Genomic DNA, 24,746 nt, shown 5'->3' on the forward strand with positions numbered 1-24,746 from the left:
GCTATCCATGGAGGATTTATGACAATTGACTAATCCGATTATTGCCTTTCGAAACGTCTCAAAAGTGTTTGAAGACAGTGGCACACAAGTTTTAAAAGACATCAACTTTGAATTAGAAGAAGGTAAGTTTTATACCCTACTTGGGGCTTCTGGTTCTGGTAAATCAACAATTTTGAACATCATTGCAGGTCTCTTAGATGCGACCAGTGGTGACGTCCTTTTGGATGGAAAGCGTATCAATGATATTCCTATCAATAAAAGGGATGTCCACACCGTTTTCCAATCTTATGCCCTCTTTCCACATATGAATGTCTTTGACAATGTGGCTTTTGCCCTTAAATTGAAAAAGGTGCCTAAAAAGGAAATCGAAGAGCGTGTAGAAGAAGCCTTAAAGATGGTTCAACTCAATGGTTATCAAAAACGCTCAATTCAAAAATTATCAGGTGGTCAACGTCAACGTGTTGCCATTGCCCGAGCAATTATTAACCAACCACGTGTGGTCCTTTTGGATGAGCCCTTGTCAGCACTGGATTTGAAACTACGTACTGAAATGCAATACGAGTTGCGCGAATTGCAGCAACGTCTAGGGATTACCTTTGTCTTTGTAACCCACGACCAAGAAGAAGCCTTGGCCATGTCGGATTGGATTTTTGTTATGAACGATGGTGAAATTGTTCAATCAGGAACTCCGGTTGATATCTATGACGAACCTATTAACCACTTCGTTGCAACCTTTATTGGAGAATCTAACATCCTACCAGGTGTTATGATTGAGGACTATTTGGTTGAGTTCAATGGGAAACGTTTTGAATCTGTTGATGGAGGAATGCGTCCTAACGAACCTGTCGAAGTGGTTATTCGTCCTGAAGATTTGCAGATTACACTTCCTGAGGAAGGCAAATTGCAAGTTCGCGTGGAAACTCAGCTCTTCCGTGGGGTCCACTATGAAATCATTGCCTATGACAATCTTGGCAATGAATGGATGATTCATTCAACCCGTAAGGCGATTGAGGGTGAGATTATCGGTCTTGATTTTACGCCTGAGGATATTCATATCATGCGTCTTAATGAGACAGAAGAAGAGTTCGATGCACGTATTGAAGAATATGTGGAAGTGGAAGAACATGAAGATGGCTTGATTAATGCCATTGAGGAGGAGCGCTATGAAGAAAACAGCTAGCCTCTTCTCGGTACCTTACCTCCTTTGGCTCCTACTCTTCGTGGTTGCTCCAGTGCTCATGCTACTCTATCAGTCTTTCTTTGATATCAGTGGCAACTTTACTTTGGATAATTATGGCACCTTCTTTTCCAGTTGGACTTACTTAAGGATGAGTTTTAACTCGGTTCTTTATGCAGCCATCATTACTCTGGTAACGCTTATTATCTCTTATCCGACGGCATATCTTTTAACCAGACTGAAGCATAAGCAACTTTGGTTGATGTTGGTCATTTTGCCAACCTGGGTCAATCTCCTTCTGAAAGCCTATGCTTTTATGGGGATTTTTGGTCAACAAGGCGGTATCAATGCCTTTCTCGGTTTCTTTGGGATTGCACCCATGCAAATCCTCTTTACGGATTTCTCCTTTATTTTCGTAGCTAGTTACATTGAAATTCCCTTTATGATTCTACCGATTTTCAATGCACTGGATGATTTGGATGAAAATATTGTGAATGCAAGTAAAGATTTGGGAGCCAATGATTGGCAGACCTTTACCAAGGTTATTTTTCCCTTATCGCTTAATGGGGTACGCTCTGGTGTCCAGTCGGTCTTCATTCCTAGTCTCAGCCTCTTTATGCTGACACGCTTGATTGGTGGTAACCGAGTTATCACCCTAGGGACAGCTATCGAACAGCATTTCCTCACGACACAAAACTGGGGAATGGGGGCAACCATTGGTGTTGTTCTTATTGCTGCTATGATTGCGACAATGTGGTTAACAAAGGAGAGACGTCAATGAAAAAATTTGCAAATCTCTATTTAGCTCTTGTCTTTGTTATCCTTTACCTGCCAATCTTTTATTTAATCGCCTATTCTTTCAATAGTGGTGGCGATATGAATAGTTTCACAGGTTTTACTCTGGATAACTATCAGAGCATGTTTTCAGATAGCCGACTTATGTTAATCCTGGCTCAAACCTTCTTTTTAGCTTTCCTTAGCGCTCTTCTGGCAACGATTATTGGTACCTTTGGGTCTATCTTTATCTACGAGAGTAAACAGAAGCAGCAGACTGGGATTTTATCTCTAAATAACGTGCTCATGGTTGCACCGGACGTTATGATTGGTGCAAGTTTCTTGATTCTCTTCACCTTGATTGGTTTCCAACTAGGTTTTGTATCTGTCTTATTGAGTCACATTGCCTTTTCAATCCCAATCGTGGTTCTCATGGTGTTGCCACGTCTCAAGGAAATGAATCGAGATATGGTGAATGCCGCTTATGACCTAGGTGCCACTCAATGGCAGATGTTACGTGAGGTTATGTTGCCATACTTGACACCTGGTATTATTGCTGGTTATTTCATGGCCTTTACCTATTCATTGGATGACTTTGCAGTAACCTTCTTTGTAACGGGGAATGGTTTTTCAACACTTGCTGTGGAAATTTACTCACGTGCACGTAAAGGGATTTCTCTGGAAATCAATGCCTTGTCTACCGTTGTTTTCCTATTCTCTATTCTTTTAGTGATAGGTTACTATGCGATTACCAAGGAGAAGGAGGAGCAGGATGCGTAGACTCTATCAATTTCTGGCAGGTATCTTAGCCATTATCTTCTTCCTTTGGGGTATCTCTGCCTACATGCAGAGTCGTACAGGAAATGTGTCGGACAAATTAGTTATCTATAACTGGGGTGATTATATTGACCCAGACCTCCTGACCAAATTTACAAAAGAAACGGGCATCAAGGTTCAGTACGAAACCTTTGATTCCAATGAAGCCATGTATACCAAGATTAAGCAGGGCGGAACAACCTACGATATCGCTGTACCGTCAGACTATACCATTGATAAAATGGTTAAGGAAGACCTTTTGGTGAAGTTGGATAAATCTAAAATCAAAGGTTTTGACCAGATTGGTTCAAGCTTTAAAGGGCTTAGTTTTGACCCTCACAATGACTATTCCATCCCTTATTTCTGGGGAACTGTCGGTATTGTTTATAATTCAAAATTGGTGAAAAAAGCACCACAGCACTGGGATGATCTTTGGTCACCAGATTACAAAAACCAGATTATGCTAGTTGATGGTGCGCGTGAAGTCCTTGGTTTCTCACTCAATAGCCTGGGATATAGCTTGAATACGAAGAACATGACTGAATTACGTTTGGCTGAAACTAAACTTAATAGTCTAACACCAAATATCAAGGCTATTGTTGGTGACGAGATGAAGGGCTACATGGTTCAAGGTGATGCGGCCATTGGAATAACCTTCTCAGGGGAAGCTAGTGAGATGCTTGATAAAAATGAGGACCTACGTTATGTTGTCCCATCTGAAGGCTCAAATCTTTGGTTTGATAATCTGGTGATTCCTAAGACTGTAAAGCATGAAAAAGAGGCTTATGCCTTTATCAACTTCATGCTTAAACCGGAAAATGCAGCCCAAAATGCTGAATATATCGGTTATGCCACACCTAACCAAGCAGCTAAAGCTTTGCTTCCAAAGAGTATTACTGATGATAAAGCCTTTTATCCATCAGAATCAACCATTAAAAACCTTGAAGTCTATAACAACTTAGGACAAAAATGGCTCGGAATCTATAACGATATTTACCTTCAAGTTAAAATGTATCGTAAGTAAGTCTTTTGAGATTTGAGTTTTGGATGCCATCTAGAATGATTCTTCAAACGATTTTATTTTCGAAAATACTAAGAGGCTGAAACGATTTCGTTTCAGCCTTTTTCTTATATCGAAAAGTCTCGCCTGTTGCGTACAACTCTCTCGATTAACAGGAGTTTCCAAGTTTTCAAGAGTGCTGACATATAAGCGATAAAGAAAGTGTCTCTTTTACACTATTTCGAACGAGCTATGCTATTTTTCTTGAAAAATTGTATCACTGTGCTATAATAAAGCAAAGAAAATTTTAATGTTTATTTTGGAGGACTTAACATGCAAGCAGCACTTCTCTTTTTACTGTTTTCATTCCTGATTATTTTGGGAATTCTCATCAGTATGCTTTACGTTGTACGTCAACAGTCAGTGGCTATCGTTGAACGTTTTGGGCGTTATCAAAAAATTGCAACGAGTGGGATTCATATGCGTTTACCATTTGGTATCGATAAAATTGCCGCTCGTATTCAATTACGTTTGCTTCAAAGTGAGATTGTGGTTGAGACTAAGACAAAGGACAATGTCTTTGTCATGATGAATGTGGCTACTCAATATCGTGTTAATGAGCAAAATGTTACAGATGCTTACTATAAACTCATGCGTCCAGAAGCTCAAATTAAATCATACATTGAGGATGCTCTCCGTTCATCAGTTCCTAAATTGACGCTCGATGAACTCTTTGAGAAGAAAGATGAAATTGCCCTTGAGGTTCAACACCAAGTGGCTGAAGAAATGACAACTTATGGTTATATCATTGTTAAGACCTTGATTACCAAAGTTGAACCAGATGCTGAAGTTAAACAGTCTATGAACGAAATCAATGCTGCTCAACGTAAGCGTGTCGCAGCTCAAGAATTGGCAGAAGCTGATAAGATTAAGATTGTCACAGCAGCTGAAGCTGAAGCTGAAAAAGATCGTCTTCACGGGGTTGGTATTGCCCAACAACGTAAGGCTATCGTTGATGGATTGGCTGAATCAATCGCAGAACTTAAAGAGGCCAATGTGGGTATGTCTGAAGAGCAGATTATGTCTATTCTTTTGACTAACCAATACTTAGATACGCTTAATACTTTTGCGGCTAAAGGCAATCAAACCTTATTCCTACCAAATAATCCAAACGGTGTGGATGATATTCGTACCCAAATTTTGTCAGCCTTAAAGACAGATAATAAAAATTAAGCACAAAAAGAAGCCAGATCTATACGATCTGACTTTTTTTGTTTTATTTTTCTAGGAATTGCGTCAAACGGATAACTTCAATCTTATAGCCATCTGGATCAGTGATAAAGTAGTACATTTTTGGTTTACCAGGAAGACCTGAGAGGTCTGTAACAGTGTAGCCAGCCTCTTTGTGAGCTTGGTGTGTAGCTTCTAGGTCATCAACACCAACGGCGATATGACCATATCCATCCCCGAGATCATAAGCTTCATGGTCGTAGTTATAGGTTAATTCCAACTCATAATCAGGATCATCTTCGAGTTGTAAATAGACAAGGGTGAACTTATATTCTGGAAAATCATTTCGACGAGCTTCTTTGAAACCAAGTGCCTCTTTATAAAATTTAAGTGAGGCTTCTAGGTCCTTGACACGGACACAAGTGTGTAGAAATTTAGTCATGTGAGATACTCCTTTTATCTAATTGTGTAAGTTTATGATAGCATTTTGGAACCGTTTTTTCTAGTTTTTGCTCTTTTGTGTTATAATGACGAAAAACAATCTGTGGAGGATGCTTATGACGATTTTAGCGATTGATTTTGGGGGAACACAGGTGAAGTCAGCACTTGTTTCGGAGCAGTTCGCCATTGAAAAGAATCTGCCGACGCAGTCATCCCCACAAACCTTGGAACAAGCTATTGACGTGATTGATCAGATAGTTACTTCAGTTAAAGTAGACTTATCAGGTTTAGCAATTAGTGTTCCAGGGACAGTTGATACTGAGGAAGGTGTGATTTATCATGGTGGCTTATTGAGGTTCTTCCACGGTTTTCGTATTAAAGAGGTCCTCGAAGCCAAGTACCATCTGCCTGTAATGGCACTTAATGATGGTAAAGCAGCGGCCTTGGCAGAGCTAGCCACAGGTCATTTGCAAGGAGTGACCAATGGTGCAGCCCTTGTTTTGGGTTCAGGTCTAGGTGGTGGATTCATTATTAATGGTAAACTTTTTCAAGGAAGCCACTTTCAAGCAGGGGAGTTGACCTTTCTGTTACCAGTTCAAATGGAAAAAGTTGATCCTTCATTGATGCGAGGCATGGATTTGTCGGCTGTCGGTTTAATTACCAAGGTAAATGAAGTGCTAGGTAACTCAGATTTAAAGGATGGTTTAGCCGCGTTTAAGGCCATAAATGCAGGAGATGAGACAGTCTATCCGCTTTTTGAAAGCTATTGCCGTAATCTAGCCATTACCATTTTGAATCTTCAAACCATCTTTGATGTGGAAACCTTTGTTATTGGAGGTGGTATTTCAGCCCAGCCGATACTTATCGAGGAGGTCAACCGCCAGTTTGATAAGGTTCACCATGAGATTGACTTTATCGGTAAAATTATTAAACGTCCCGAGATTGTTGCTTGTCATCATCATAATGGAGCTAATCTAATTGGGGCAGCCTATTTTCTTAAGCAAAAATAAACGGATACTAAAATCAATTACTGATGAAAATATACATAAAATACCTAACTTTTTTGAGGCGATCGGTTAATCCCGTTCGTTTTTTACTGTTAACACTTTACAATATTCAGAAAATTCGCTATAATAGGACCATTAAAATTTTGGAGGTGTCTTTATGACAATTTATAATTTCTCAGCAGGACCTGCTACATTACCAAAACCAGTGCTTGAAAAAGCCCAAGCTGAATTGCTTAACTATCAAGAATCCGGTATGTCCGTGCTAGAAATGTCCCACCGTTCTCCAGAATTTGACAAAATCGTTAAAGATGCGGAAGCGACACTTCGTGAGCTTATGGCCATTCCTGATAACTATAAGGTTATTTTCTTGCAAGGTGGCGCTTCAACACAATTTACAATGGTCCCACTTAACCTCGCTCAAGGTAAGAAAGCTTACTACCTTGTAGGTGGTTCATGGGGTAAAAAAGCTTATACAGAAGCTGTTAAACTTTCAAAAACCATTCCTTTTGAACCAATTCTTTTGGCCTCTTCAGAAGAAACTGTTTACGATCACATCCCAAGCTTTGACCCAGCAACAATTGATCCAGAAGCTGCTTATGTTCACTTGACAACGAACAATACCATTGAAGGAACATCTATCTACGATTTGCCTGATACTAATGGTGTGCCAATTGTAGCTGATATGTCTTCAAATATTTTGGCTGCTCGTTACAATGTTGAGGACTTTGCCCTTATCTATGCTGGTGCTCAGAAAAATATTGGACCTGCTGGGGTGACAGTTGTTATCGTTCGTGAAGACTTCCTTAACGACCAACCACAATTGTCTGCCATGTTGGATTACCGTATTCAAGCTGAAGCAGGATCACTTTACAATACACCACCATGTTTCAACATCTATATTTCAAAACTCGTCTTTGACTGGGTTAAAAATGAAATTGGTGGCGTGGACAAGATGGCTGAAATTCAACGTGAGAAATCAGGTCTTCTCTACGACTACATTGAGTCATCTGATTTCTACACAAATCCTGTCAAAGATGCCAAGGATCGTTCTGTCTGCAACATCCCATTTGTAACACCAAGTAAAGAGTTGGATGCTAAGTTTGTAGCAGAAGCAGATGCTCTTGGTTTCAAGAATATCAAAGGACACCGTTCAGTAGGTGGTATGCGTGCTAGTGTTTATAACGCTTTCCCACGTCAGGGTGTACTTGACTTGATTGACTTTATGAAGAAATTTGAAGCCGAAAATAAATAATTAGGTAAAGAGATGGAAATTAGACAAGCCTTCCCAAATGAAATTGGGGCTATCATGACTGTGATTGAGAGTGCTAGAACTGCTTTAGCAGAAGCGGGGAGTACTCAATGGCAAGGATCTGATGGTTACCCTACTGAAGAAACTATCTTTGACGATGTCCTTAACGGGCAGGCCTATGTAGGAATTGTTGATGGTCAAATCGTTTCTTATGCTGCGGTGATTGTTGATGGAGACCCTGCTTACGACAAAATCTATGATGGGGACTGGAAACACCACAATAAACGCTACATTACCTTTCATAGAATCGCCGTTTTAAGTGAATTTACGGGTCAGGGCATTGCTCAAACCTTCATTCAAGGTCTTATTGAGGGAACGGATGCTCATGATTTCCGTTGCGATACGCATGAAAAGAATACTGTCATGCAGCATATTTTGGAGAAACTTGGCTATGTCTATTGTGGCAAGGTTCCTATTGATGGTGAACGTCTTGCTTATCAGAAAATCAAAACTAAGCGAGAGCAAGCCTTTTATCAAGAACTTGATGAAGCAGCTCACCACGGGATACATTGATTTAAGAGGAATATAATTATGGTATTTAGTGTAAAAACGTATAACAATATTAACCAGATTGGTTTGAAGGAACTTGGAAATCATTTCCAAATTGATGGTGATTTAGCGGAAAATCCGGATGCCTATATCATTCGTAGTCAAAATCTCCATGACACTGTTTTTCCTGACAACTTGAAAGCTATTGCGCGTGCTGGTGCAGGTACTAACAATATCCCAGTTGACGAAGCAACTGAAAAAGGGATTGTTGTCTTCAATACTCCAGGTGCCAATGCCAACGCTGTTAAAGAAGCTGTTTTGGCCTCTATCTTACTCTCAGCACGTGACTATATTGCGGCCAATGCTTGGGTTAACACACTTAGTGGTGATGATGTTCCTAAACAAATTGAAGCAGGTAAGAAACAGTTTGCAGGTAGCGAGATTGCTGGTAAGACATTGGGTGTTATCGGGCTCGGTGCTATTGGTGCACGTATTGCCAATGATGCTTACCGTTTGGGAATGAAGGTCTATGGTTACGACCCATATGTTTCTATTGAAGCTGCTTGGAATATCTCTCACCATGTAAAACGTGTTTCTGATCTTAAAGAGATTTTTGAAAACTGTGACTATATCACTGTTCACGTTCCATTGACACCAGATACAAAAGGTACTTTCAATGCGGATGCCTTTAACCTCATGCAAAAAGGGACAACTATCATTAACTTTGCCCGTGCAGAGTTGGTAGATAACGATGCCCTCTTTGATGCTTTGGAAACAGGTGTGGTTAAACGCTATATCACCGACTTTGGTACAGAAGACCTCCTTAACAAACCTAAGGTGACTGTCTTCCCACACGTTGGTGGATCAACAAGTGAAGCAGAACTTAACTGTGCGATTATGGCTGGTCAAACCATCCGTCGTTTCATGGAAACAGGTGAAATTGTTAACTCTGTTAACTTCCCACGTGTGCAACAGGCCTTGAGTGCCCCATACCGTATCACTTTGATTAATAAAAACGTGCCTAATATTGTGGCTCGTATCTCTACTGCGGTTTCTGATTTTAATATCAATATCGATAATATCATCAACCGTTCTAAGGGTGACTATGCCTATACACTTCTTGACCTTGATGAAACAGACAAATCTAAGATTGATGAATTGGTTGCTAAGTTTGAAGCTAGTGACAATATCGTTCGTGTGCGTTTGATTAAAGGTAAATAATAAGAGTTAATTGACAGGAACAAGAGATTCCTGTCTTTTTTGTTATAATAAAGACATGCTTTATCGTCAGTATTATTTATCTCCTATTGGACGCTTGTGCTTGGTGGCAAGTGACCAAGCGCTTTATGGTATTTGGTTGGAGGGGCAAAAGCATTTTCAGGCAGGGATCAAGGAAGAGGAGCTAGTAGACACCTCAAATTCTATCTTGAAAATAACCAAGAATTGGTTAGAGGCTTATTTTAAGGGGGATAATCCAAGTCCAGATATCCTCCCTCTAGCTGATAGGGGGACAGATTTTCAACAAAAAGTCTGGTCAGTTTTAGGGGAGATACCTTATGGACGGACTATTAGCTATGGACAGATTAGCCAGCAAATCTCCTGCAAATCAGCTCAGGCTGTAGGAACTGCTGTTGGTAAGAATCCCTGGTTGATTCTGATCCCTTGTCATCGGGTTCTTCCTAGTAGTGGTCATATAGGAAATTACGCCGCAGGAGAAGACGCCAAGCGTTTCTTACTTCATTTAGAAGGCATTAGGTTTGACAATCCTTAGATAGATATCTTATGCTAGAAAAAAGGAGAAAATTATGTACACTTTTTATGAATATCCCAAATGTAGCACTTGTCGTAAGGCAAAGGCAGAACTCGATCAATTAGGTTTAGATGTTGAATCTATTAATATTAAGGAAAATCCACCTTCAGCTCAATTTTTAAAAGAGCTTTTGGTAGGGTCAGATTTAGAACTTAAGAAATTCTTCAATACGAGTGGTCAATCCTACCGCTCTCTAGGTCTAAAGGATAAGTTGCCAACCCTATCTCTTGATGAAGCTGTTGAACTCTTGGCTTCAGATGGTATGTTGATTAAACGTCCTATCTTGATTAAAGATGGTAAGGTTTTACAGGTTGGTTACCGTACCCCTTACCAAGACTTAAATTTATAAAAAATAAGCAAAAAATCTTGCCACAGTAAATAGAAGTATGGTAAGATTAAAACAGTTGCCGCTATAGTTAAATGGTATAATAGAGCAATGGTAATGCTCCGTTCCGAGTTCAATTCTCGGTGGTGGCATCTGTGATAAAGTCCAGCCTTAGGGTTGGATTTTTTTATGTTCAAAGAGGTTGATTTATACCTCTCAATTTTTCAAAAGAATTTACTGAAAACTCTTGAAATTCAAAAAAAAAGGAGTAGACTAATAGGTGATTAAACCTAGGAGGCAAGTCGTGAAATACTACGTTCAATTCATGTTGATTTGTTTGTTTGCCGTTATTGGTGAAGCTATTTCAACATTCTTTAAATTACCTATTCCTGGAAGCATTATTGGCCTATTCTTGCTTCTGATTGCTCTTCAGCTTAAGTGGATTCGTCTACGTCATATTCATGCAGTAGCAGAGTTTCTAATTGCCAATATGACTATTCTATTTTTGCCAGCAGGTGTCGGTATTATGGAACGATGGAATGCTATTTCAGCGAATATTGTCCCTATTATTTTGATTATTATGGGAGCCTTGGTCCTTAATATTGTTGTAATTGCAGTAGTTGTCGGATTCATCAAAAAACATTTTGAAGGTGATTACGAGGAGGTTAAACGTGGCTAATTTTTTTAATACACCCTTGTTTGGGCTAACACTTTCTGTACTAGCTTACACAATAGGGCTTTTGATTTATCGCCGTTTTCCTAATCCTTTGACAACGCCTCTCCTTGTATCGACTGCCTTGATTATCGTTATTTTGCATTATACAGGTATTTCCTACAAGGATTACTATGTCGGTGGCTCTTATCTGAACAGTTTGATTATACCTTCAACAGTCGCGCTAGCAGTTCCTTTTTATAAAAATCTACACCTCATGCGCCATCACTATAAGAGTATTCTAATTGGATCAACTGTTGCCTGTGTTCTAAATACGAGTTATACGGCCCTGATTGCTAAGCTTTTTGGGATGGATTATTTCCTAGCAATCTCTCTCTTTCCTAAGTCTGTAACGACTGCCATGGCTGTAGGAATTTCGGAAAAAATGCAGGGGATTACGACAGTAACCTTGGTCGTCGTTGTTATTACGGGAATCTTAACCTCTGTCTTGGGCCCTGTCTTCTTAAAAATGATTGGCATTAAAGATCCAGTTGCTATCGGACTTTCACTCGGAGGAACTGGACACGCCGTAGGTACCGGAGCTGCCTTCAGATATGGTCAGGTTGCAGGTGCCATGGGTGGTCTTTCAATTGCTGTAACAGGGATTCTATATGTCTTTATTAGTCCTATTGTGGCAAGTTTGATTCTGAAATAAAAAATTAAGGTTTGGATAGGTTTTCCAAGCCTTTTTAGCTGTGAAAAACAAGCAAAATCTGACCTTTTATGTTATAATTAAGGTTATGAATTATGGAGATTATATCTGGGATTTGGGTGGTACCTTGTTGGATAATTACCAGGTATCAACCCAAGCCTTTCTAGCAACTTTAGAACAATTTGAGCGTACAGCAGAACCTCAAGCAGTCTATGATGCCCTTAAGGTATCAACGAGCACTGCCATTGCTATGTTTGCGCCTGATATAGCTGATTTTCGAACCCTATATAAGCAGGAGGAAGCCAAGCATTTACAGGAACCTGTTCTTTTTGAAGGTGCTAAGGCTGTCCTAGCTAAGATTGTGACCGAGGGTGGGCGTAATTTTTTGGTTAGCCACCGTAATCACTTGGTGCTAGAAATCCTTGACAAAGCAGAAATTGCCTCTTATTTTACGGAGGTTGTAACTTCTGAAAATGGCTTTGCTAGAAAGCCGAGTCCAGATAGTTTCCTTTATTTAATTAAAAAATACGATATTAAACACGGCTTGGTCATTGGTGACCGCCAGATAGATATAGAGGCAGGAAAAGCAGCAGGTCTGGATACTTTGCTTGTTGACGGCCATAAATCATTATTGGAGATTGTGACATAAATGACTGATGAATTAAAAAATATTGAAGAAAAAGCGCAAGAATATGATGCCAGCCAGATTCAAGTCCTAGAGGGGCTTGAAGCGGTACGTATGCGCCCAGGTATGTATATTGGATCAACCTCAAAAGAAGGGTTGCATCATTTGGTATGGGAGATTGTCGATAACTCAATCGATGAGGCCTTGGCTGGTTTCGCCACTCATATTCAGGTTTTTATTGAGCCGGACAATTCTATCACGGTTGTCGATGATGGTCGTGGTATTCCAGTCGATATCCAAGAAAAAACTGGTCGTCCTGCAGTTGAAACTGTCTTTACGGTACTTCACGCTGGTGGTAAATTCGGCGGAGGCGGTTATAAGGTCTCTGGTGGTTTGCACGGGGTTGGTTCTTCGGTCGTTAATGCCCTCTCAACACAACTTGATGTTAAGGTTTATAAAAATGGCCATATCCACTTCCAAGAGTATAAACGTGGGGTCGTGGTAGCAGATTTGGCAGTAATTGGTGAAACAGAGAAACATGGTACGACTGTTCACTTTACGCCAGACCCAGAGATTTTCCAAGAGACAACCGAGTTTGATTTTGGAAAATTGGCTAAACGTATCCAAGAGCTAGCCTTTTTGAATAAGGGGCTCCGTATCTCTATCACAGATAAGCGTGAGGGTCTCGAACAAGAGAAACACTATCACTACGAAGGTGGTATCACGTCTTATGTGAAATACATCAATGAAAACAAGGATGTTATCTTTGACGAACCTATCTACACTGATGGTGAAATGGATGGTATTTCGGTTGAAGTTGCTATGCAATATACAACTGGCTATCATGAAACAGTGATGAGTTTTGCAAACAACATTCACACCCATGAAGGTGGTACTCACGAACAAGGTTTCCGTACAGCCTTAACGCGTGTCATTAATGACTATGCACGTCAGAATAAGATTCTCAAAGAAAAAGATGATAATTTGACTGGGGATGATGTTCGTGAAGGGTTGACTGCTATCATCTCTGTCAAGCATCCAAACCCACAGTTTGAAGGTCAAACCAAGACCAAGCTTGGAAACTCTGAAGTAGTTAAGATTACCAATCGTCTCTTCAGTGAAGCTTTGAGTCGCTTCCTCTTGGAAAATCCTGCCATTGCTAAGAAGATTGTTGAAAAAGGGATTTTGGCTTCTAAGGCTCGTATCGCCGCTAAACGTGCCCGTGAAGTGACACGTAAGAAGTCAGGTCTTGAAATTTCTAACCTTCCAGGGAAGTTGGCAGACTGTTCATCAAATAATGCCGAAATGAATGAACTTTTCATTGTCGAAGGGGACTCAGCTGGTGGTTCTGCTAAGTCAGGACGTAACCGTGAATTCCAAGCCATTCTGCCAATTCGAGGTAAGATTTTGAACGTTGAAAAGGCTAGCATGGATAAGATTCTAGCCAATGAAGAAATTCGTTCTCTCTTCACAGCTATGGGAACAGGTTTTGGAGCTGAATTTGATGTCAGCAAGGCTCGTTACCACAAGTTGGTAATCATGACCGATGCCGATGTCGATGGGGCCCACATCCGTACTTTGCTTCTGACTTTGATTTACCGCTTTATGCGTCCAGTCTTGGAAGCAGGCTATGTCTACATTGCTCAACCACCAATTTATGGGGTTAAGGTTGGTTCTGAGATTAAAGAGTACATCCAACCTGGTGCCGATCAAGAAGACAAATTGCGTGCTGCTCTTGAAAACTACAGTGTGGGACGTTCAAAACCTACAGTACAACGTTATAAAGGTTTGGGTGAAATGGATGACCACCAACTTTGGGAAACTACCATGGACCCTGAAAATCGTTTGATGGCACGTGTTTCTGTGGATGATGCTGCAGAGGCCGATAAGATTTTCGATATGCTGATGGGAGACAAGGTTGAACCTCGCCGAGAATTTATCGAAGAAAATGCCGTTTACAGTACTCTAGATATCTAATATTCTTTTAGAAAAGGGTGCAATGCTAGGATAACTATGATATAATCGTAATGTTATTCTACATTTATGAACATAATAGACGATTAAGGAGAAACTATGTCTAGCGGAATTGTTTTACTGATTGTAGTGGTAGTTATGCTCGTAATTATCGCTTACTTAGTCGGTATTCTTATTAGAAAACGAAATGATTCGCGGATTGCACAGCTTGAAGAACGCAAGCAAAAATTGTTTGACTTGCCAATTAACGAAGAAATTGAAGAAGTTAAAAAGCTTCACTTGATTGGACAAAGTCAAACAACATTCCGTGAATGGAATCAGAAATGGATTGATATCTCGACAAATTCATTCGCAGATATTGAAAATCATATTTTCGAAGCTGAAAATATGAACGATACCTTCCATTTCTTCAAGGCTAGTGGTGAAATCAATAACATTGAGAGTCAGTTAGATCTTGTGGAAGAAGACATCAAGTCTATCCGCGAAGCGCTCTCAACCTTGAAAGAACAAGAAGAAAAGAACAGTGCTCGCGTTAAGCATGCATTAGACTTGTACGAAGAGTTGCAAAACTCAATCGAGGAAAACTCTGATAATTTCGGTTCTACCATGACTGAAATCAATAAACAGCTTAAAAACATTGAAGCTGAGTTTGCTGAATTCGTGACTCTTAACTCATCAGGTGACCCTGTTGAAGCATCTACTATCTTGGATCGTGCAGAAGAGCACACTATTGCATTGGGTCAAATTTCAGAGAAGATTCCTGCTATTGTAGCTAAGTTGGAAGATGATTTCCCAGATCAGTTGGATGATTTGGAATCTGGCTATCGCAAGTTGATTGAGCAAAATTATCACTTCCCTGAGAAAAATATCGAACGTCGCTTCCAAGAAATTCGTGAAGCTATCCGTTCAAACTCAAGTGAGTTGGTTTCTCTTGATTTAGACCGTGCGGAAGAAGAAAACGCTGAGATTCAAGAAAAAATTGACAACTTGTATAGCATTTTTGAACGTGAAATTGCCTCATACAAGGTTGTTATGCGTCAAAAGAAAATTTTGCCAGATTATCTCAAGCATGCTAAAGAAAACAACAAGAAACTTCAAGAAGAGCTTGAGCGTCTCATGTTGACTTACATCTTCGATGAAACATATGCGGCAGATGTTCGTAGCTTTGCATCTGATATTTCAGGTGTGGAGACGGCTGTTCTTCCGACCCTTGAAAATTTTGAAACTCAGGTAAAACCATTCTCAGAACTTGAGAAAATCTTTGAAAAGAGTCTTAATACCTTGTCAGCTGTTGAAAATGGTCAGGTTGAGGTCTTTGAAAATCTTCAGGCTATTGAGATAAACGAAGCTAAAGCACGTGAAGAGCTTGATCTTTATGTTAATAAATTGCATGTTATCAAGCGTTACATGGAAAAACGTAACCTGCCAGGTATTCCTCAATCCTTCTTGAGTGTATTCTTCTCAACTAGTGCTCAAATTGAGGCCCTTATGGACGAACTCAGCCGTGGCCGTATTAATATTGATGCGGTAATGCGTTTGACAGAAACATCTAAAAACGCCATTGATCATTTGGAAGAGACTGCTTACTTGGTTGTTCAAAATGCAACCTTGACTGAGCAACTCTTGCAATACTCAAACCGCTACCGTTCGTTCGAACCTGCTGTTCAAAGTAGCTTTGAGCATGCACTTAAATTGTTTGAGGTTGATCATGATTATGATGCATCTTTGGAAGAAATCTCTTATGCCTTGGAAACAGTTGAACCAGGTGTGACAGATCGCTTTGTATCATCTTACGAGAAGACACGCGAACAAATTCGTATGTAAGAGAAAGATTCTGGACTGCGGTCCAGAATTTTTTGTAAGGTCCGTTTTTCATTTCATATTTGAATTAAATCTAGTGAAGGCTTATATAGACATCGAAGAATCGAGGTAATTATGTCAGAAGTTAAAGGTTTATTAGTTATGGACGTAGATTCTACGCTAGTCCAAGAAGAAGTTATTGATTTATTGGGAGAAGAAGCAGGCGTTGGTCAAAAGGTTGCTGAAATTACAGAGCGTGCCATGCGTGGAGAATTGGATTTTAGACAGGCCTTGAATGAGCGTGTGGCGACCCTCAAGGGATTGCCAGAGAGTATATTTGACAAGGTCTACGCTCGTATTCATTTCAACAAGGGAGCCAAGGAACTTGTAGATGAACTCCACGCCCGTGGCTTTAAGGTAGGCTTGGTTTCTGGAGGTTTCCATGAGACTGTGGATAGACTAGCAATTGAAGCAGGAATCGATTATGTTAAGGCTAATCACCTAGAGGTGATTGACGGTGTCTTAACTGGTAAGGTCTATGGTGACATTGTCACCAAAGATGTCAAGGTAGCCAAACTCAAAGATTGGGCAGCAGAAAATGGTCTCGAACTCTCGCAAACCATTGCTATGGGTGACGGTGCTAATGATTTGCCTATGATTAAGACAGCTGGCATCGGCATCGCCTTTTGTGCTAAACCAATTGTCCGTGAACAAGCGCCTTACCAAATCACAGAACCAGATTTGTATAAGGTGATTAAGATTTTGGATGGGGTTAAGAAATAGTAGCCATAAAAAGAGTCCTTTGGATAATTCCAAGGGACTTTTTGGGCATCAAAAAAGCACCGAATCGGTGCCACTTTCTCAAGTTGAATACGGACTAAGCCTTATTTTAACTTTGCTGTATTGTTTCGAATGGTTTCAAACCGCTCTTATTATATAGCTTTGTAACCAATATGTCAAATTACTACAGAGTAAGGTAATAAAAAAATTATTTTCTTAATCATAATACTTTAACTCTGTACTATTAATAAGTAGTTCGATCAGGTGTTGAAATGTTCTTTAATAAGTGTATAATATTTTCTATAAATTAAGATTTTTCAAATAAGGAGAAAAGCATGACTAAGCCATACTCAATTGGACTTGATATTGGGACGAATAGTGTTGGATGGGCTGTAATAACTGATGATTACAAGGTTCCATCTAAAAAAATTAAAGTCTTAGGAAATACGAGTAAAAAGTATATCAAAAAGAACCTGTTAGGTGCATTACTCTTTGACTCTGGAATCACAGCAGAGGGAAGAAGATTGAAGCGTACTGCAAGAAGACGTTATACTAGACGCCGTAATCGTATCCTTTATTTGCAGGAAATTTTTAGCACAGAGATGGCTACATTAGATGATGCTTTCTTTCAAAGACTTGACGATTCATTTTTAGTTCCTGATGATAAACGTGATAGTAAGTATCCGATATTTGGAAACTTAGTAGAAGAAAAAGCCTATAATGATGAATTTCCAACTATCTATCATTTAAGGAAATATTTAGCAGATAGTACTAAAAAAGCAGATTTGCGTCTAGTTTATCTTGCATTGGCTCATATGATTAAATATAGAGGTCACTTCTTAATTGAAGGAGGGTTTAATTCAAAAAATAATGATATTCAGAAGAACTTTCAAGACTTTTTGGACACTTATAATGCAATTTTTGAATCGGATTTATCACTTGAGAATAGTAAACAACTTGAGGAAATTGTTAAAGATAAGATTAGTAAATCAGCAAAGAAAGATCGTATTTTAAAACTCTTTCCTGGGGAGAAGAATTCGGGTATTTTTTCAGAGTTTCTAAAGTTGATTGTAGGAAATCAAGCTGACTTTAGGAAATATTTTAATTTAGACGAAAAAACTTCCTTACAGTTTTCTAAAGAAAGCTATGACGAAGATTTAGAGACTTTGTTAGGTCACATTGGAGATGATTACAGTGATGTCTTTCTCAAAGCCAAAAAACTTTATGACGCTATTCTTTTATCAGGTATTCTGACTGTAACTGATAACGAGACAGAAGCACCTCTTTCTTCTGCCATGATAATGCGATATAAGGAACACGAAGAAGATTTAGCGTTACTAAAGGCATACATAAGAAATATTTCACTAGAAACATATAATGAAGTATTTAAAGACGACACCAAAAACGGTTATGCTGGTTATATTGATGGAAAAACAAGTCAGGAAGATTTCTATGTTTATCTAAAAAAACTATTGGCTGGTCTTGAAGGTGCGGACTATTTTCTTGAAAAAATTAATCGAGAAGACTTTTTAAGAAAGCAACGTACATTTGATAATGGTTCGATACCATATCAGATTCATCTTCAAGAAATGAGAGCAATTCTTGATAAGCAAGCTAAATTTTATCCTTTCTTGGCTAAAAATAAAGATAGAATCGAGAAGATTTTAACCTTCCGAATTCCTTATTATGTAGGTCCACTTGCGAGAGGGAATAGTGACTTCGCTTGGTCAATAAGAAAACGAAATGAAAAAATTACACCTTGGAATTTTGAGGACGTTATTGACAAAGAATCTTCGGCAGAGGCTTTCATTAATCGAATGACTAGTTTTGATTTGTATTTGCCAGAAGAGAAGGTACTTCCAAAGCATAGTTTCTTATACGAAACTTTTACTGTATATAATGAATTAACAAAAGTTAGATTTATTGCCGAAAGTATGAGAGATTATCAATTTTTAGATAGTAAGCAGAAGAAAGATATTGTCCGACTTTATTTTAAAAATAAAAGGAAAGTTACTGATAAGGATATTATTGAATATTTACATGCAATTGATGGATATGATGGAATTGAATTAAAAGGCATAGAGAAACAGTTTAATTCTAGTTTATCTACTTATCACGATCTTTTAAATATTATTAATGATAAAGAGTTTTTGGATGATAGTTCAAATGAAGCGATTATCGAAGAAATTATCCATACTTTGACAATTTTTGAAGATAGAGAGATGATAAAACAACGTCTTTCAAAATTTGAGAATATATTCGATAAATCCGTTTTGAAAAAGTTATCTCGTAGACATTACACTGGCTGGGGTAAGTTATCTGCTAAACTTATTAATGGTATTCGAGATGAAAAATCTGGTAATACTATTCTTGATTACTTAATTGATGATGGTGTTTCTAACCGTAATTTCATGCAACTTATTCACGATGATGCTCTTTCTTTTAAAAAGAAGATAAAGAAATCACAAATTATTGGTGACAAAGATAATATTAAACAGGTCGTTCAGGCTTTGCCAGGAAGTCCTGCGATTAAAAAAGGTATTTTACAAAGCATAAAAATTGTAGATGAATTAGTTAAAGTTATGGGAAGAAGACCTGAGTCAATTGTTGTTGAGATGGCTCGTGAAAACCAATATACCAACCAAGGTAAATCTAATTCTCAACAACGCTTGAAACGTTTAGAAGAATCTCTCAAAGACTTAGGTAGTAAGATACTTAAGGAAAATATTCCTGCAAAACTCTCTAAAATAGACAATAACGAACTTCAAAATGATCGACTTTATTTGTATTATCTTCAAAACGGAAAAGATATGTATACCGGAGAAGAATTAGATATTGATAGATTAAGTAATTATGATATTGATCATATTATTCCTCAAGCTTTTTTGAAAGATGATTCTATTGACAATAAAGTACTTGTTTCATCTGCTAGCAACCGTGGTAAATCAGATGATGTTCCAAGTTTAGAGGTTGTTAAAAAAAGAAAGACACATTGGTATCAATTATTGAAATCAAAATTAATTTCTCAACGAAAATTTGATAATCTGACAAAAGCTGAGCGAGGAGGTTTGTCACAAGAGGAGAAAGCTGGGTTTATTCAACGCCAGTTGGTTGAAACACGTCAAATAACAAAACATGTAGCTCGTTTACTTGATGAGAGATTTAATAATAAAAAAGATGAAGATAATAAAACGATACGAACAGTAAAAATCATTACCTTGAAATCTAGCTTGGTTTCTCAGTTTCGTAAGGATTTTGAACTTTATAAAGTCCGTGAAATCAACGATTTTCATCATGCTCATGATGCCTACTTGAATGCCGTTGTAGCAAGTGCTTTACTTAAGAAATACCCTAAACTAGAGCCAGAATTTGTGTACGGTGACTATCCAAAATACAATAGTTTTAGAGAAAGAAAGTCAGCTACAGAAAAGGTATATTTCTATTCAAATATCATGAATATCTTTAAAAAATCTATTTCTTTAGCTGATGGTACAGTTATTGAAAGACCACTTATTGAGGTAAATGAGGAGACCGGTGAATCCGTTTGGAATAAAGTAGCAGACCTAAGTACTGTTAGAAAAGTTCTTTCATATTCACAAGTTAATGTTGTCAAAAAAGTTGAGGAACAGAATCACGGATTGGATAGAGGAAAACCAAAGGGATTGTTTAATGCAAACCTTTCTTCGAAACCAAAACAAAATAGTAAAGAAAATTTAGTAGGTGCTAAAGAGTACCTTGACCCCAAAAAGTACGGAGGGTATGCTGGAATTTCTAATTCATTTGCTATTCTTGTTAAAGGTACAATTGAAAAAGGTGCTAAGAAAAAAATAACAAATGTACTAGAATTTCAAGGAATTTCTATTTTAGATAGGATTTATTATAGAAAAGATAAACTTAATTTTTTACTTGAAAAAGGTTATAAAGATATTGAGTTAATTATTGAATTACCTAAATATAGTTTATTTGAACTTTCAGATGGTTCACGTCGGATGTTGGCTAGTATTTTGTCAACGAATAATAAGAGGGGAGAGATTCACAAAGGAAATCAAATCTTTATTTCACAGAAGTTTGTGAAATTACTTTATCATGCTAAAAGAATAAGTAGCACATTTAATGAGAATCATAGAAAATATGTTGAAAATCATAAAAAAGAGTTTGAAGAATTATTTTACTATATTCTTGAGTTTAATGAGAATTATGTTGGAGCTAAAAAGAATGGTGAACTCTTAAAATCTGCTTTTCAATCATGGCAAAATCATAGTATAGATGAACTCTGTAGTAGTTTTATAGGACCTACCGGAAGTGAAAGAAAGGGACTATTTGAATTAACCTCTCGCGGAGGTGCTGCTGATTTTGAATTTTTAGGTGTTAAAATTCCAAGGTATAGAGACTATACCCCATCATCCCTATTAAAAGATGCCACACTTATTCACCAATCTGTTACAGGCCTCTATGAAACACGATTAGACCTTAGCAAACTAGGAGAGGATTAATGGCGGGTTGGAGAACAGTAGTCGTAAACACACATTCTAAACTGTCATATAAGAATAATCACCTTATTTTTAGAAACTCATATAAAACTGAGATGATTCATCTTTCTGAGATTGATATACTTTTATTGGAAACTACTGATATTGTACTAACCACTATGTTAGTAAAGAGATTAGTTGATGAAAATATCCTTGTTATTTTCTGTGATGATAAACGATTGCCGACAGCTTTTCTTACACCGTATTATGCACGTCATGATTCTAGTCTACAAATAGCTAGACAAATTTCTTGGAAAGAAGATGTTAAATGTGAAGTATGGACGGCTATTATTGCACAAAAGATATTGAATCAGTCCTACTATTTGGGAGAATGTTCCTTCTTTGAGAAATCTCAATCAATTATGGAGTTATATCATGGTTTAGAACAGTTTGATCCTAGTAATCGTGAGGGTCACTCTGCCAGAATTTATTTTAATACACTTTTCGGTAATGACTTTACTAGGGAAAGTGATAATGATATCAATGCAGCGCTAGATTATGGTTATACTTTATTATTGAGTATGTTTGCACGTGAGGTTGTCGTCTGTGGTTGTATGACACAAATTGGTTTAAAACATGCTAATCAGTTTAATCAATTTAACCTTGCTAGTGATATTATGGAGCCATTTAGACCAATTATAGATAGAATTGTTTATCAAAATCGACATAATAATTTCGTTAAAATCAAAAAAGAACTCTTTTCGATCTTTTCAGAAACCTATCACTATAATGGAAAAGAGATGTATTTATCAAACATTGTTAGTGATTATACAAAAAAAGTTATAAAAGCGTTAAATCAGTTAGGTGAGGAAATTCCTGAATTTAGAATATGAGTTATAGATATATGCGAATGATATTAATGTTTGATATGCCAACAGATACTGCTGAAGAGAGGAAAGCGTATCGTAAGTTTAGGAAGTTTCTTTTAAGTGAAGGTTTTATTATGCACCAGTATTCGGTTTATAGTAAACTTTTGTTAAATAATACTGCAAATACAGCAATGATTGGACGACTTAAGGCTAATAATCCTAAAAAAGGAAATATAACAATACTAACAGTTACTGAAAAGCAATTTGCCCGTATGATTTATTTGTACGGAGATAAAAACACAAGTATTGCCAATTCAGACGAAAGATTAGTATTTTTAGGAGAAAATTATTGTGATGAAGATTAATTTTTCGCTTTTAGATGAGCCTTTGGAGATTAAGCAGGGAACAGTTCTCGTAATTGAGGATGTGAGTGTGTTTGCTCAATTAGTCAAGGAATTCTATCAGTATGATGAACAATCGAATTTAACAATATTTGATAGTAAAATAAGGAGTTTAAAGTCCTCTGACTTACTGTTAATAACAGATATTTTAGGTTACGATATTAATACTTCTCAGATATTAAAGTTGCTTCACATAGATATAGTAAGCCAGTTGAATGACAAACCAGAAGTTAGATCGGAAATAGATTCTTTGGTATCATTGATTACTGATATTATATTGGCAGAGTGTTTAGAAAATGAACTAGATATAGAGTATGATGAGATTACACTTTTAGAACTAATAAAAGCGTTAGGTATCAGAATCGAAACTAAGTCTTGTACGGTTTTTGAAAAAATATTTGAGATTCTACAGATTTTCAAATATTTGGCTAAAAAGAGAATTTTAGTATTCGTCAATAGCTTGTCATATTTTTCTAATGATGAAATTTATCAAATCTTGGAATATACAAAGTTATTACAAGCTAATGTATTATTTTTGGAACCTAGACGGATTGGGAGGTTTCAACAATTTGTTTTAGATAAAGATTACATTTTGATGCCCTATAATAACTTGTAATTTGGTAATGAGTATAGATAGTCTTGAGTTATTTCAAGACTATTTTTTTAGTGTTTAGTGTTTCTGTATAAAGTTGAGTAGAAGAATCATTTTGTTAGAGAGTAGATTATAAGGTTTTGATAGAGGAGGAGTTAAATTGGTTGCCATAAGATTCCTAAGAAATACTCCAATATGGTGACAGTGACATTTTGTCTAAAACGTTGATATATATAGCTTTTTAAGGTATAATAAACATAAAAACGGGATCATTTTGAAGCTGAAGTCATGCTGAGATGAATAGCGCGATTACGAAATCTGGTAGAAAAAAGACAGTCTACGAGGTTTTAGAGCTGTGTTGTTTCGAATGGTTCCAAAACCTGACCACGGTTTGCCATTAGATCAATTAGGTTTTAGAGCTGTGTTGTTTCGAATGGTTCCAAAACACCTAAACCGGGTACGGTTGCAGTCTACACGTTTTAGAGCTGTGTTGTTTCGAATGGTTCCAAAACCTTTTGAAGATACATATAGCATGCAATCTTCGTTTTAGAGCTGTGTTGTTTCGAATGGTTCCAAAACGTCCTGGTACAAGTATCTTAAGCAACAAGGGTTTTAGAGCTGTGTTGTTTCGAATGGTTCCAAAACGATCACACAAGAGTTCACTTTTATGCCCAGGTTTTAGAGCTGTGTTGTTTCGAATGGTTCCAAAACATGGAATTACGTAAAGAAGTTAATGCTATTGTTTTAGAGCTGTGTTGTTTCGAATGGTTCCAAAACTCAGTCATGAAGTGATAACACCAGTAGTTCGTTTTAGAGCTGTGTTGTTTCGAATGGTTCCAAAACCTTGCTATTTAGTTGTTTTTCTAAATCTTTGTTTTAGAGCTGTGTTGTTTCGAATGGTTCCAAAACCGGTACGAGATACACCCACAATCGCCCGACGTTTTAGAGCTGTGTTGTTTCGAATGGTTCCAAAACGGTTTCCAAGAATGACCGAGTATGGTTTTGGTTTTAGAGCTGTGTTGTTTCGAATGGTTCCAAAACTTATCCGTATCTGGTTTAGTAGTCTTGTACGTTTTAGAGCTGTGTTGTTTCGAATGGTTCCAAAACTTCAATAACAACTATCAAGACCAAGGGCGTGTTTTAGAGCTGTGTTGTTTCGAATGGTTCCAAAACGGTGTATATCCTGGTATGGAACACATGAGAGTTTTAGAGCTGTGTTGTTTCGAATGGTTCCAAAACGAAAGACTTTTCTCTTTCAATTACATATAAGTTTTAGAGCTGTGTTGTTTCGAATGGTTCCAAAACGATTACTAAAATCAAAGAATATATAGCGTTGTTTTAGAGCTGTGTTGTTTCGAATGGTTCCAAAACTTCCCCAATATCTTGTTTTACTGAACGTACGTTTTAGAGCTGTATTGTTTTAAATGGTTTCACTCCCCCATTGTAATGATTTTGGTTGACTTCTCTTCAAACGAATCTTATCATAGAGGAGTA

General features: G+C 37.7%; 22 protein-coding genes, 1 tRNA gene and 1 CRISPR repeat array. Of the genes, 22 read left to right on the forward strand and 1 reads right to left on the reverse strand.

The features are described from left to right. Positions 1-25: 25 nt before the first annotated feature. The 5 genes from H7T93_RS05630 (at position 26) to H7T93_RS05650 (ending at position 5,000) form a co-directional block, all read left to right on the forward strand. Positions 26-1,180, forward strand: a complete 1,155-nt coding sequence (locus H7T93_RS05630) for an ABC transporter ATP-binding protein (RefSeq protein WP_002884517.1) — start codon at positions 26-28, stop codon at positions 1,178-1,180. After that, positions 1,164-1,958: an ABC transporter permease gene (locus tag H7T93_RS05635; protein WP_021143764.1), complete on the forward strand. Its 795-nt coding sequence runs from the start codon at positions 1,164-1,166 to the stop codon at positions 1,956-1,958. Before H7T93_RS05630 ends, H7T93_RS05635 begins: the two co-directional genes overlap by 17 nt. Next, positions 1,955-2,731, forward strand: a complete 777-nt coding sequence (locus H7T93_RS05640) for an ABC transporter permease (RefSeq protein WP_002884421.1) — start codon at positions 1,955-1,957, stop codon at positions 2,729-2,731. The genes H7T93_RS05635 and H7T93_RS05640 overlap by 4 nt, the downstream gene beginning before the upstream one ends. Further along, on the forward strand, positions 2,724-3,791 hold the full coding sequence (locus tag H7T93_RS05645; protein WP_014634874.1) for an ABC transporter substrate-binding protein: 1,068 nt from the start codon (positions 2,724-2,726) through the stop codon (positions 3,789-3,791). Before H7T93_RS05640 ends, H7T93_RS05645 begins: the two co-directional genes overlap by 8 nt. Before the next feature lie 309 nt (positions 3,792-4,100). Then, positions 4,101-5,000 (forward strand): SPFH domain-containing protein, encoded by a 900-nt coding sequence (locus tag H7T93_RS05650; protein WP_004183097.1) that lies wholly within the window; start codon positions 4,101-4,103, stop codon positions 4,998-5,000. A gap of 43 nt (positions 5,001-5,043) precedes the next feature. On the opposite strand, the gene H7T93_RS05655 is transcribed toward H7T93_RS05650, so the two are convergent. After that, positions 5,044-5,439, reverse strand: coding sequence for a VOC family protein (locus H7T93_RS05655; RefSeq protein ID WP_002884456.1), 396 nt, complete (start codon positions 5,437-5,439; stop codon positions 5,044-5,046). Between the two features lie 115 nt (positions 5,440-5,554). Between H7T93_RS05655 and H7T93_RS05660 the strand changes: the two genes are divergently transcribed. The 17 genes from H7T93_RS05660 to csn2 all read left to right on the forward strand — a co-directional run bounded on the left by H7T93_RS05660 (position 5,555) and on the right by csn2 (position 23,276). Continuing rightward, the gene (locus H7T93_RS05660; protein WP_021143765.1) at positions 5,555-6,448 is read left to right on the forward strand and encodes an ROK family protein; all 894 of its coding nucleotides are present in this window, start codon (positions 5,555-5,557) and stop codon (positions 6,446-6,448) included. A gap of 154 nt (positions 6,449-6,602) precedes the next feature. Beyond that, a complete protein-coding gene (serC, locus tag H7T93_RS05665; protein ID WP_014634872.1) occupies positions 6,603-7,697 on the forward strand; it encodes a 3-phosphoserine/phosphohydroxythreonine transaminase in 1,095 nt (364 codons plus the stop codon). A gap of 12 nt (positions 7,698-7,709) precedes the next feature. Beyond that, on the forward strand, positions 7,710-8,267 hold the full coding sequence (locus tag H7T93_RS05670) for a GNAT family N-acetyltransferase (protein WP_201041673.1): 558 nt from the start codon (positions 7,710-7,712) through the stop codon (positions 8,265-8,267). 18 nt (positions 8,268-8,285) lie between these two features. Next, positions 8,286-9,464, forward strand: a complete 1,179-nt coding sequence (locus H7T93_RS05675) for a 3-phosphoglycerate dehydrogenase family protein (protein ID WP_021143767.1) — start codon at positions 8,286-8,288, stop codon at positions 9,462-9,464. Positions 9,465-9,519: 55 nt separating this feature from the next. Then, entirely contained in the window at positions 9,520-10,014 is a 495-nt protein-coding gene (locus tag H7T93_RS05680) for a methylated-DNA--[protein]-cysteine S-methyltransferase (RefSeq protein WP_201041674.1), read from the forward strand. Positions 10,015-10,048: 34 nt separating this feature from the next. After that, a complete protein-coding gene (locus tag H7T93_RS05685; protein WP_014634868.1) occupies positions 10,049-10,402 on the forward strand; it encodes an arsenate reductase family protein in 354 nt (117 codons plus the stop codon). Positions 10,403-10,459: 57 nt separating this feature from the next. Continuing rightward, positions 10,460-10,530, forward strand: a tRNA-Thr gene (locus H7T93_RS05690). Positions 10,531-10,682: 152 nt separating this feature from the next. Continuing rightward, on the forward strand, positions 10,683-11,057 hold the full coding sequence (locus H7T93_RS05695; RefSeq protein WP_002884266.1) for a CidA/LrgA family protein: 375 nt from the start codon (positions 10,683-10,685) through the stop codon (positions 11,055-11,057). Continuing rightward, a complete protein-coding gene (locus H7T93_RS05700; RefSeq protein WP_002886784.1) occupies positions 11,050-11,745 on the forward strand; it encodes an LrgB family protein in 696 nt (231 codons plus the stop codon). Before H7T93_RS05695 ends, H7T93_RS05700 begins: the two co-directional genes overlap by 8 nt. A gap of 85 nt (positions 11,746-11,830) precedes the next feature. Next, positions 11,831-12,391 (forward strand): HAD-IA family hydrolase, encoded by a 561-nt coding sequence (locus H7T93_RS05705; RefSeq protein ID WP_014634865.1) that lies wholly within the window; start codon positions 11,831-11,833, stop codon positions 12,389-12,391. After that, positions 12,392-14,344: a DNA topoisomerase (ATP-hydrolyzing) subunit B gene (gyrB, locus tag H7T93_RS05710; protein WP_201041675.1), complete on the forward strand. Its 1,953-nt coding sequence runs from the start codon at positions 12,392-12,394 to the stop codon at positions 14,342-14,344. It abuts the gene before it with no gap. Positions 14,345-14,440: 96 nt separating this feature from the next. Further along, complete coding sequence (ezrA, locus tag H7T93_RS05715) at positions 14,441-16,165, forward strand: septation ring formation regulator EzrA (RefSeq protein WP_070656459.1); 1,725 nt, start codon at positions 14,441-14,443, stop codon at positions 16,163-16,165. Positions 16,166-16,276: 111 nt separating this feature from the next. Next, positions 16,277-16,924: a phosphoserine phosphatase SerB gene (serB, locus tag H7T93_RS05720; RefSeq protein WP_179968977.1), complete on the forward strand. Its 648-nt coding sequence runs from the start codon at positions 16,277-16,279 to the stop codon at positions 16,922-16,924. A 332-nt stretch (positions 16,925-17,256) separates the two neighbouring features. Continuing rightward, positions 17,257-21,414: a type II CRISPR RNA-guided endonuclease Cas9 gene (gene cas9, locus H7T93_RS05725; RefSeq protein ID WP_179968976.1), complete on the forward strand. Its 4,158-nt coding sequence runs from the start codon at positions 17,257-17,259 to the stop codon at positions 21,412-21,414. After that, positions 21,414-22,283 carry a type II CRISPR-associated endonuclease Cas1 gene (cas1, locus tag H7T93_RS05730; RefSeq protein ID WP_179968975.1) on the forward strand — a complete coding sequence of 290 codons (870 nt, stop codon included), beginning with the start codon at positions 21,414-21,416 and terminating at the stop codon, positions 22,281-22,283. The genes cas9 and cas1 overlap by 1 nt, the downstream gene beginning before the upstream one ends. Further along, entirely contained in the window at positions 22,280-22,624 is a 345-nt protein-coding gene (gene cas2 / locus H7T93_RS05735) for a CRISPR-associated endonuclease Cas2 (protein WP_155198200.1), read from the forward strand. The genes cas1 and cas2 overlap by 4 nt, the downstream gene beginning before the upstream one ends. Then, a complete protein-coding gene (gene csn2 / locus H7T93_RS05740) occupies positions 22,614-23,276 on the forward strand; it encodes a type II-A CRISPR-associated protein Csn2 (RefSeq protein ID WP_179969059.1) in 663 nt (220 codons plus the stop codon). Before cas2 ends, csn2 begins: the two co-directional genes overlap by 11 nt. A 320-nt stretch (positions 23,277-23,596) precedes the next feature. Continuing rightward, a CRISPR array of direct repeats spans positions 23,597-24,689; the repeat unit is 36 nt; unit sequence GTTTTAGAGCTGTGTTGTTTCGAATGGTTCCAAAAC. The last annotated feature ends 57 nt before the right edge of the window (positions 24,690-24,746 follow it).

Source organism: Streptococcus sp. 9.1, from assembly GCF_016648815.1.
Lineage (GTDB): Bacteria > Bacillota > Bacilli > Lactobacillales > Streptococcaceae > Streptococcus > Streptococcus salivarius_E.

What these genes read in the sequence shown, in the direction of transcription:
- H7T93_RS05685 (WP_014634868.1), top strand. Translation starts at nt 10,049, where the DNA reads ATGTACACTTTTTATGAATATCCCAAATGTAGCACTTGTCGTAAGGCA.
- H7T93_RS05645 (WP_014634874.1), top strand. Translation starts at nt 2,724, where the DNA reads ATGCGTAGACTCTATCAATTTCTGGCAGGTATCTTAGCCATTATCTTC.
- H7T93_RS05705 (WP_014634865.1), top strand. Translation starts at nt 11,831, where the DNA reads ATGAATTATGGAGATTATATCTGGGATTTGGGTGGTACCTTGTTGGAT.
- serC (WP_014634872.1), top strand. Translation starts at nt 6,603, where the DNA reads ATGACAATTTATAATTTCTCAGCAGGACCTGCTACATTACCAAAACCA.
- cas1 (WP_179968975.1), top strand. Translation starts at nt 21,414, where the DNA reads ATGGCGGGTTGGAGAACAGTAGTCGTAAACACACATTCTAAACTGTCA.
- H7T93_RS05640 (WP_002884421.1), top strand. Translation starts at nt 1,955, where the DNA reads ATGAAAAAATTTGCAAATCTCTATTTAGCTCTTGTCTTTGTTATCCTT.
- gyrB (WP_201041675.1), top strand. Translation starts at nt 12,392, where the DNA reads ATGACTGATGAATTAAAAAATATTGAAGAAAAAGCGCAAGAATATGAT.
- cas9 (WP_179968976.1), top strand. Translation starts at nt 17,257, where the DNA reads ATGACTAAGCCATACTCAATTGGACTTGATATTGGGACGAATAGTGTT.
- H7T93_RS05660 (WP_021143765.1), top strand. Translation starts at nt 5,555, where the DNA reads ATGACGATTTTAGCGATTGATTTTGGGGGAACACAGGTGAAGTCAGCA.
- H7T93_RS05680 (WP_201041674.1), top strand. Translation starts at nt 9,520, where the DNA reads ATGCTTTATCGTCAGTATTATTTATCTCCTATTGGACGCTTGTGCTTG.
- cas2 (WP_155198200.1), top strand. Translation starts at nt 22,280, where the DNA reads ATGAGTTATAGATATATGCGAATGATATTAATGTTTGATATGCCAACA.
- H7T93_RS05675 (WP_021143767.1), top strand. Translation starts at nt 8,286, where the DNA reads ATGGTATTTAGTGTAAAAACGTATAACAATATTAACCAGATTGGTTTG.
- csn2 (WP_179969059.1), top strand. Translation starts at nt 22,614, where the DNA reads ATGAAGATTAATTTTTCGCTTTTAGATGAGCCTTTGGAGATTAAGCAG.
- serB (WP_179968977.1), top strand. Translation starts at nt 16,277, where the DNA reads ATGTCAGAAGTTAAAGGTTTATTAGTTATGGACGTAGATTCTACGCTA.
- H7T93_RS05670 (WP_201041673.1), top strand. Translation starts at nt 7,710, where the DNA reads ATGGAAATTAGACAAGCCTTCCCAAATGAAATTGGGGCTATCATGACT.
- H7T93_RS05650 (WP_004183097.1), top strand. Translation starts at nt 4,101, where the DNA reads ATGCAAGCAGCACTTCTCTTTTTACTGTTTTCATTCCTGATTATTTTG.
- H7T93_RS05635 (WP_021143764.1), top strand. Translation starts at nt 1,164, where the DNA reads ATGAAGAAAACAGCTAGCCTCTTCTCGGTACCTTACCTCCTTTGGCTC.
- H7T93_RS05655 (WP_002884456.1), bottom strand. Translation starts at nt 5,439, where the DNA reads ATGACTAAATTTCTACACACTTGTGTCCGTGTCAAGGACCTAGAAGCC.
- ezrA (WP_070656459.1), top strand. Translation starts at nt 14,441, where the DNA reads ATGTCTAGCGGAATTGTTTTACTGATTGTAGTGGTAGTTATGCTCGTA.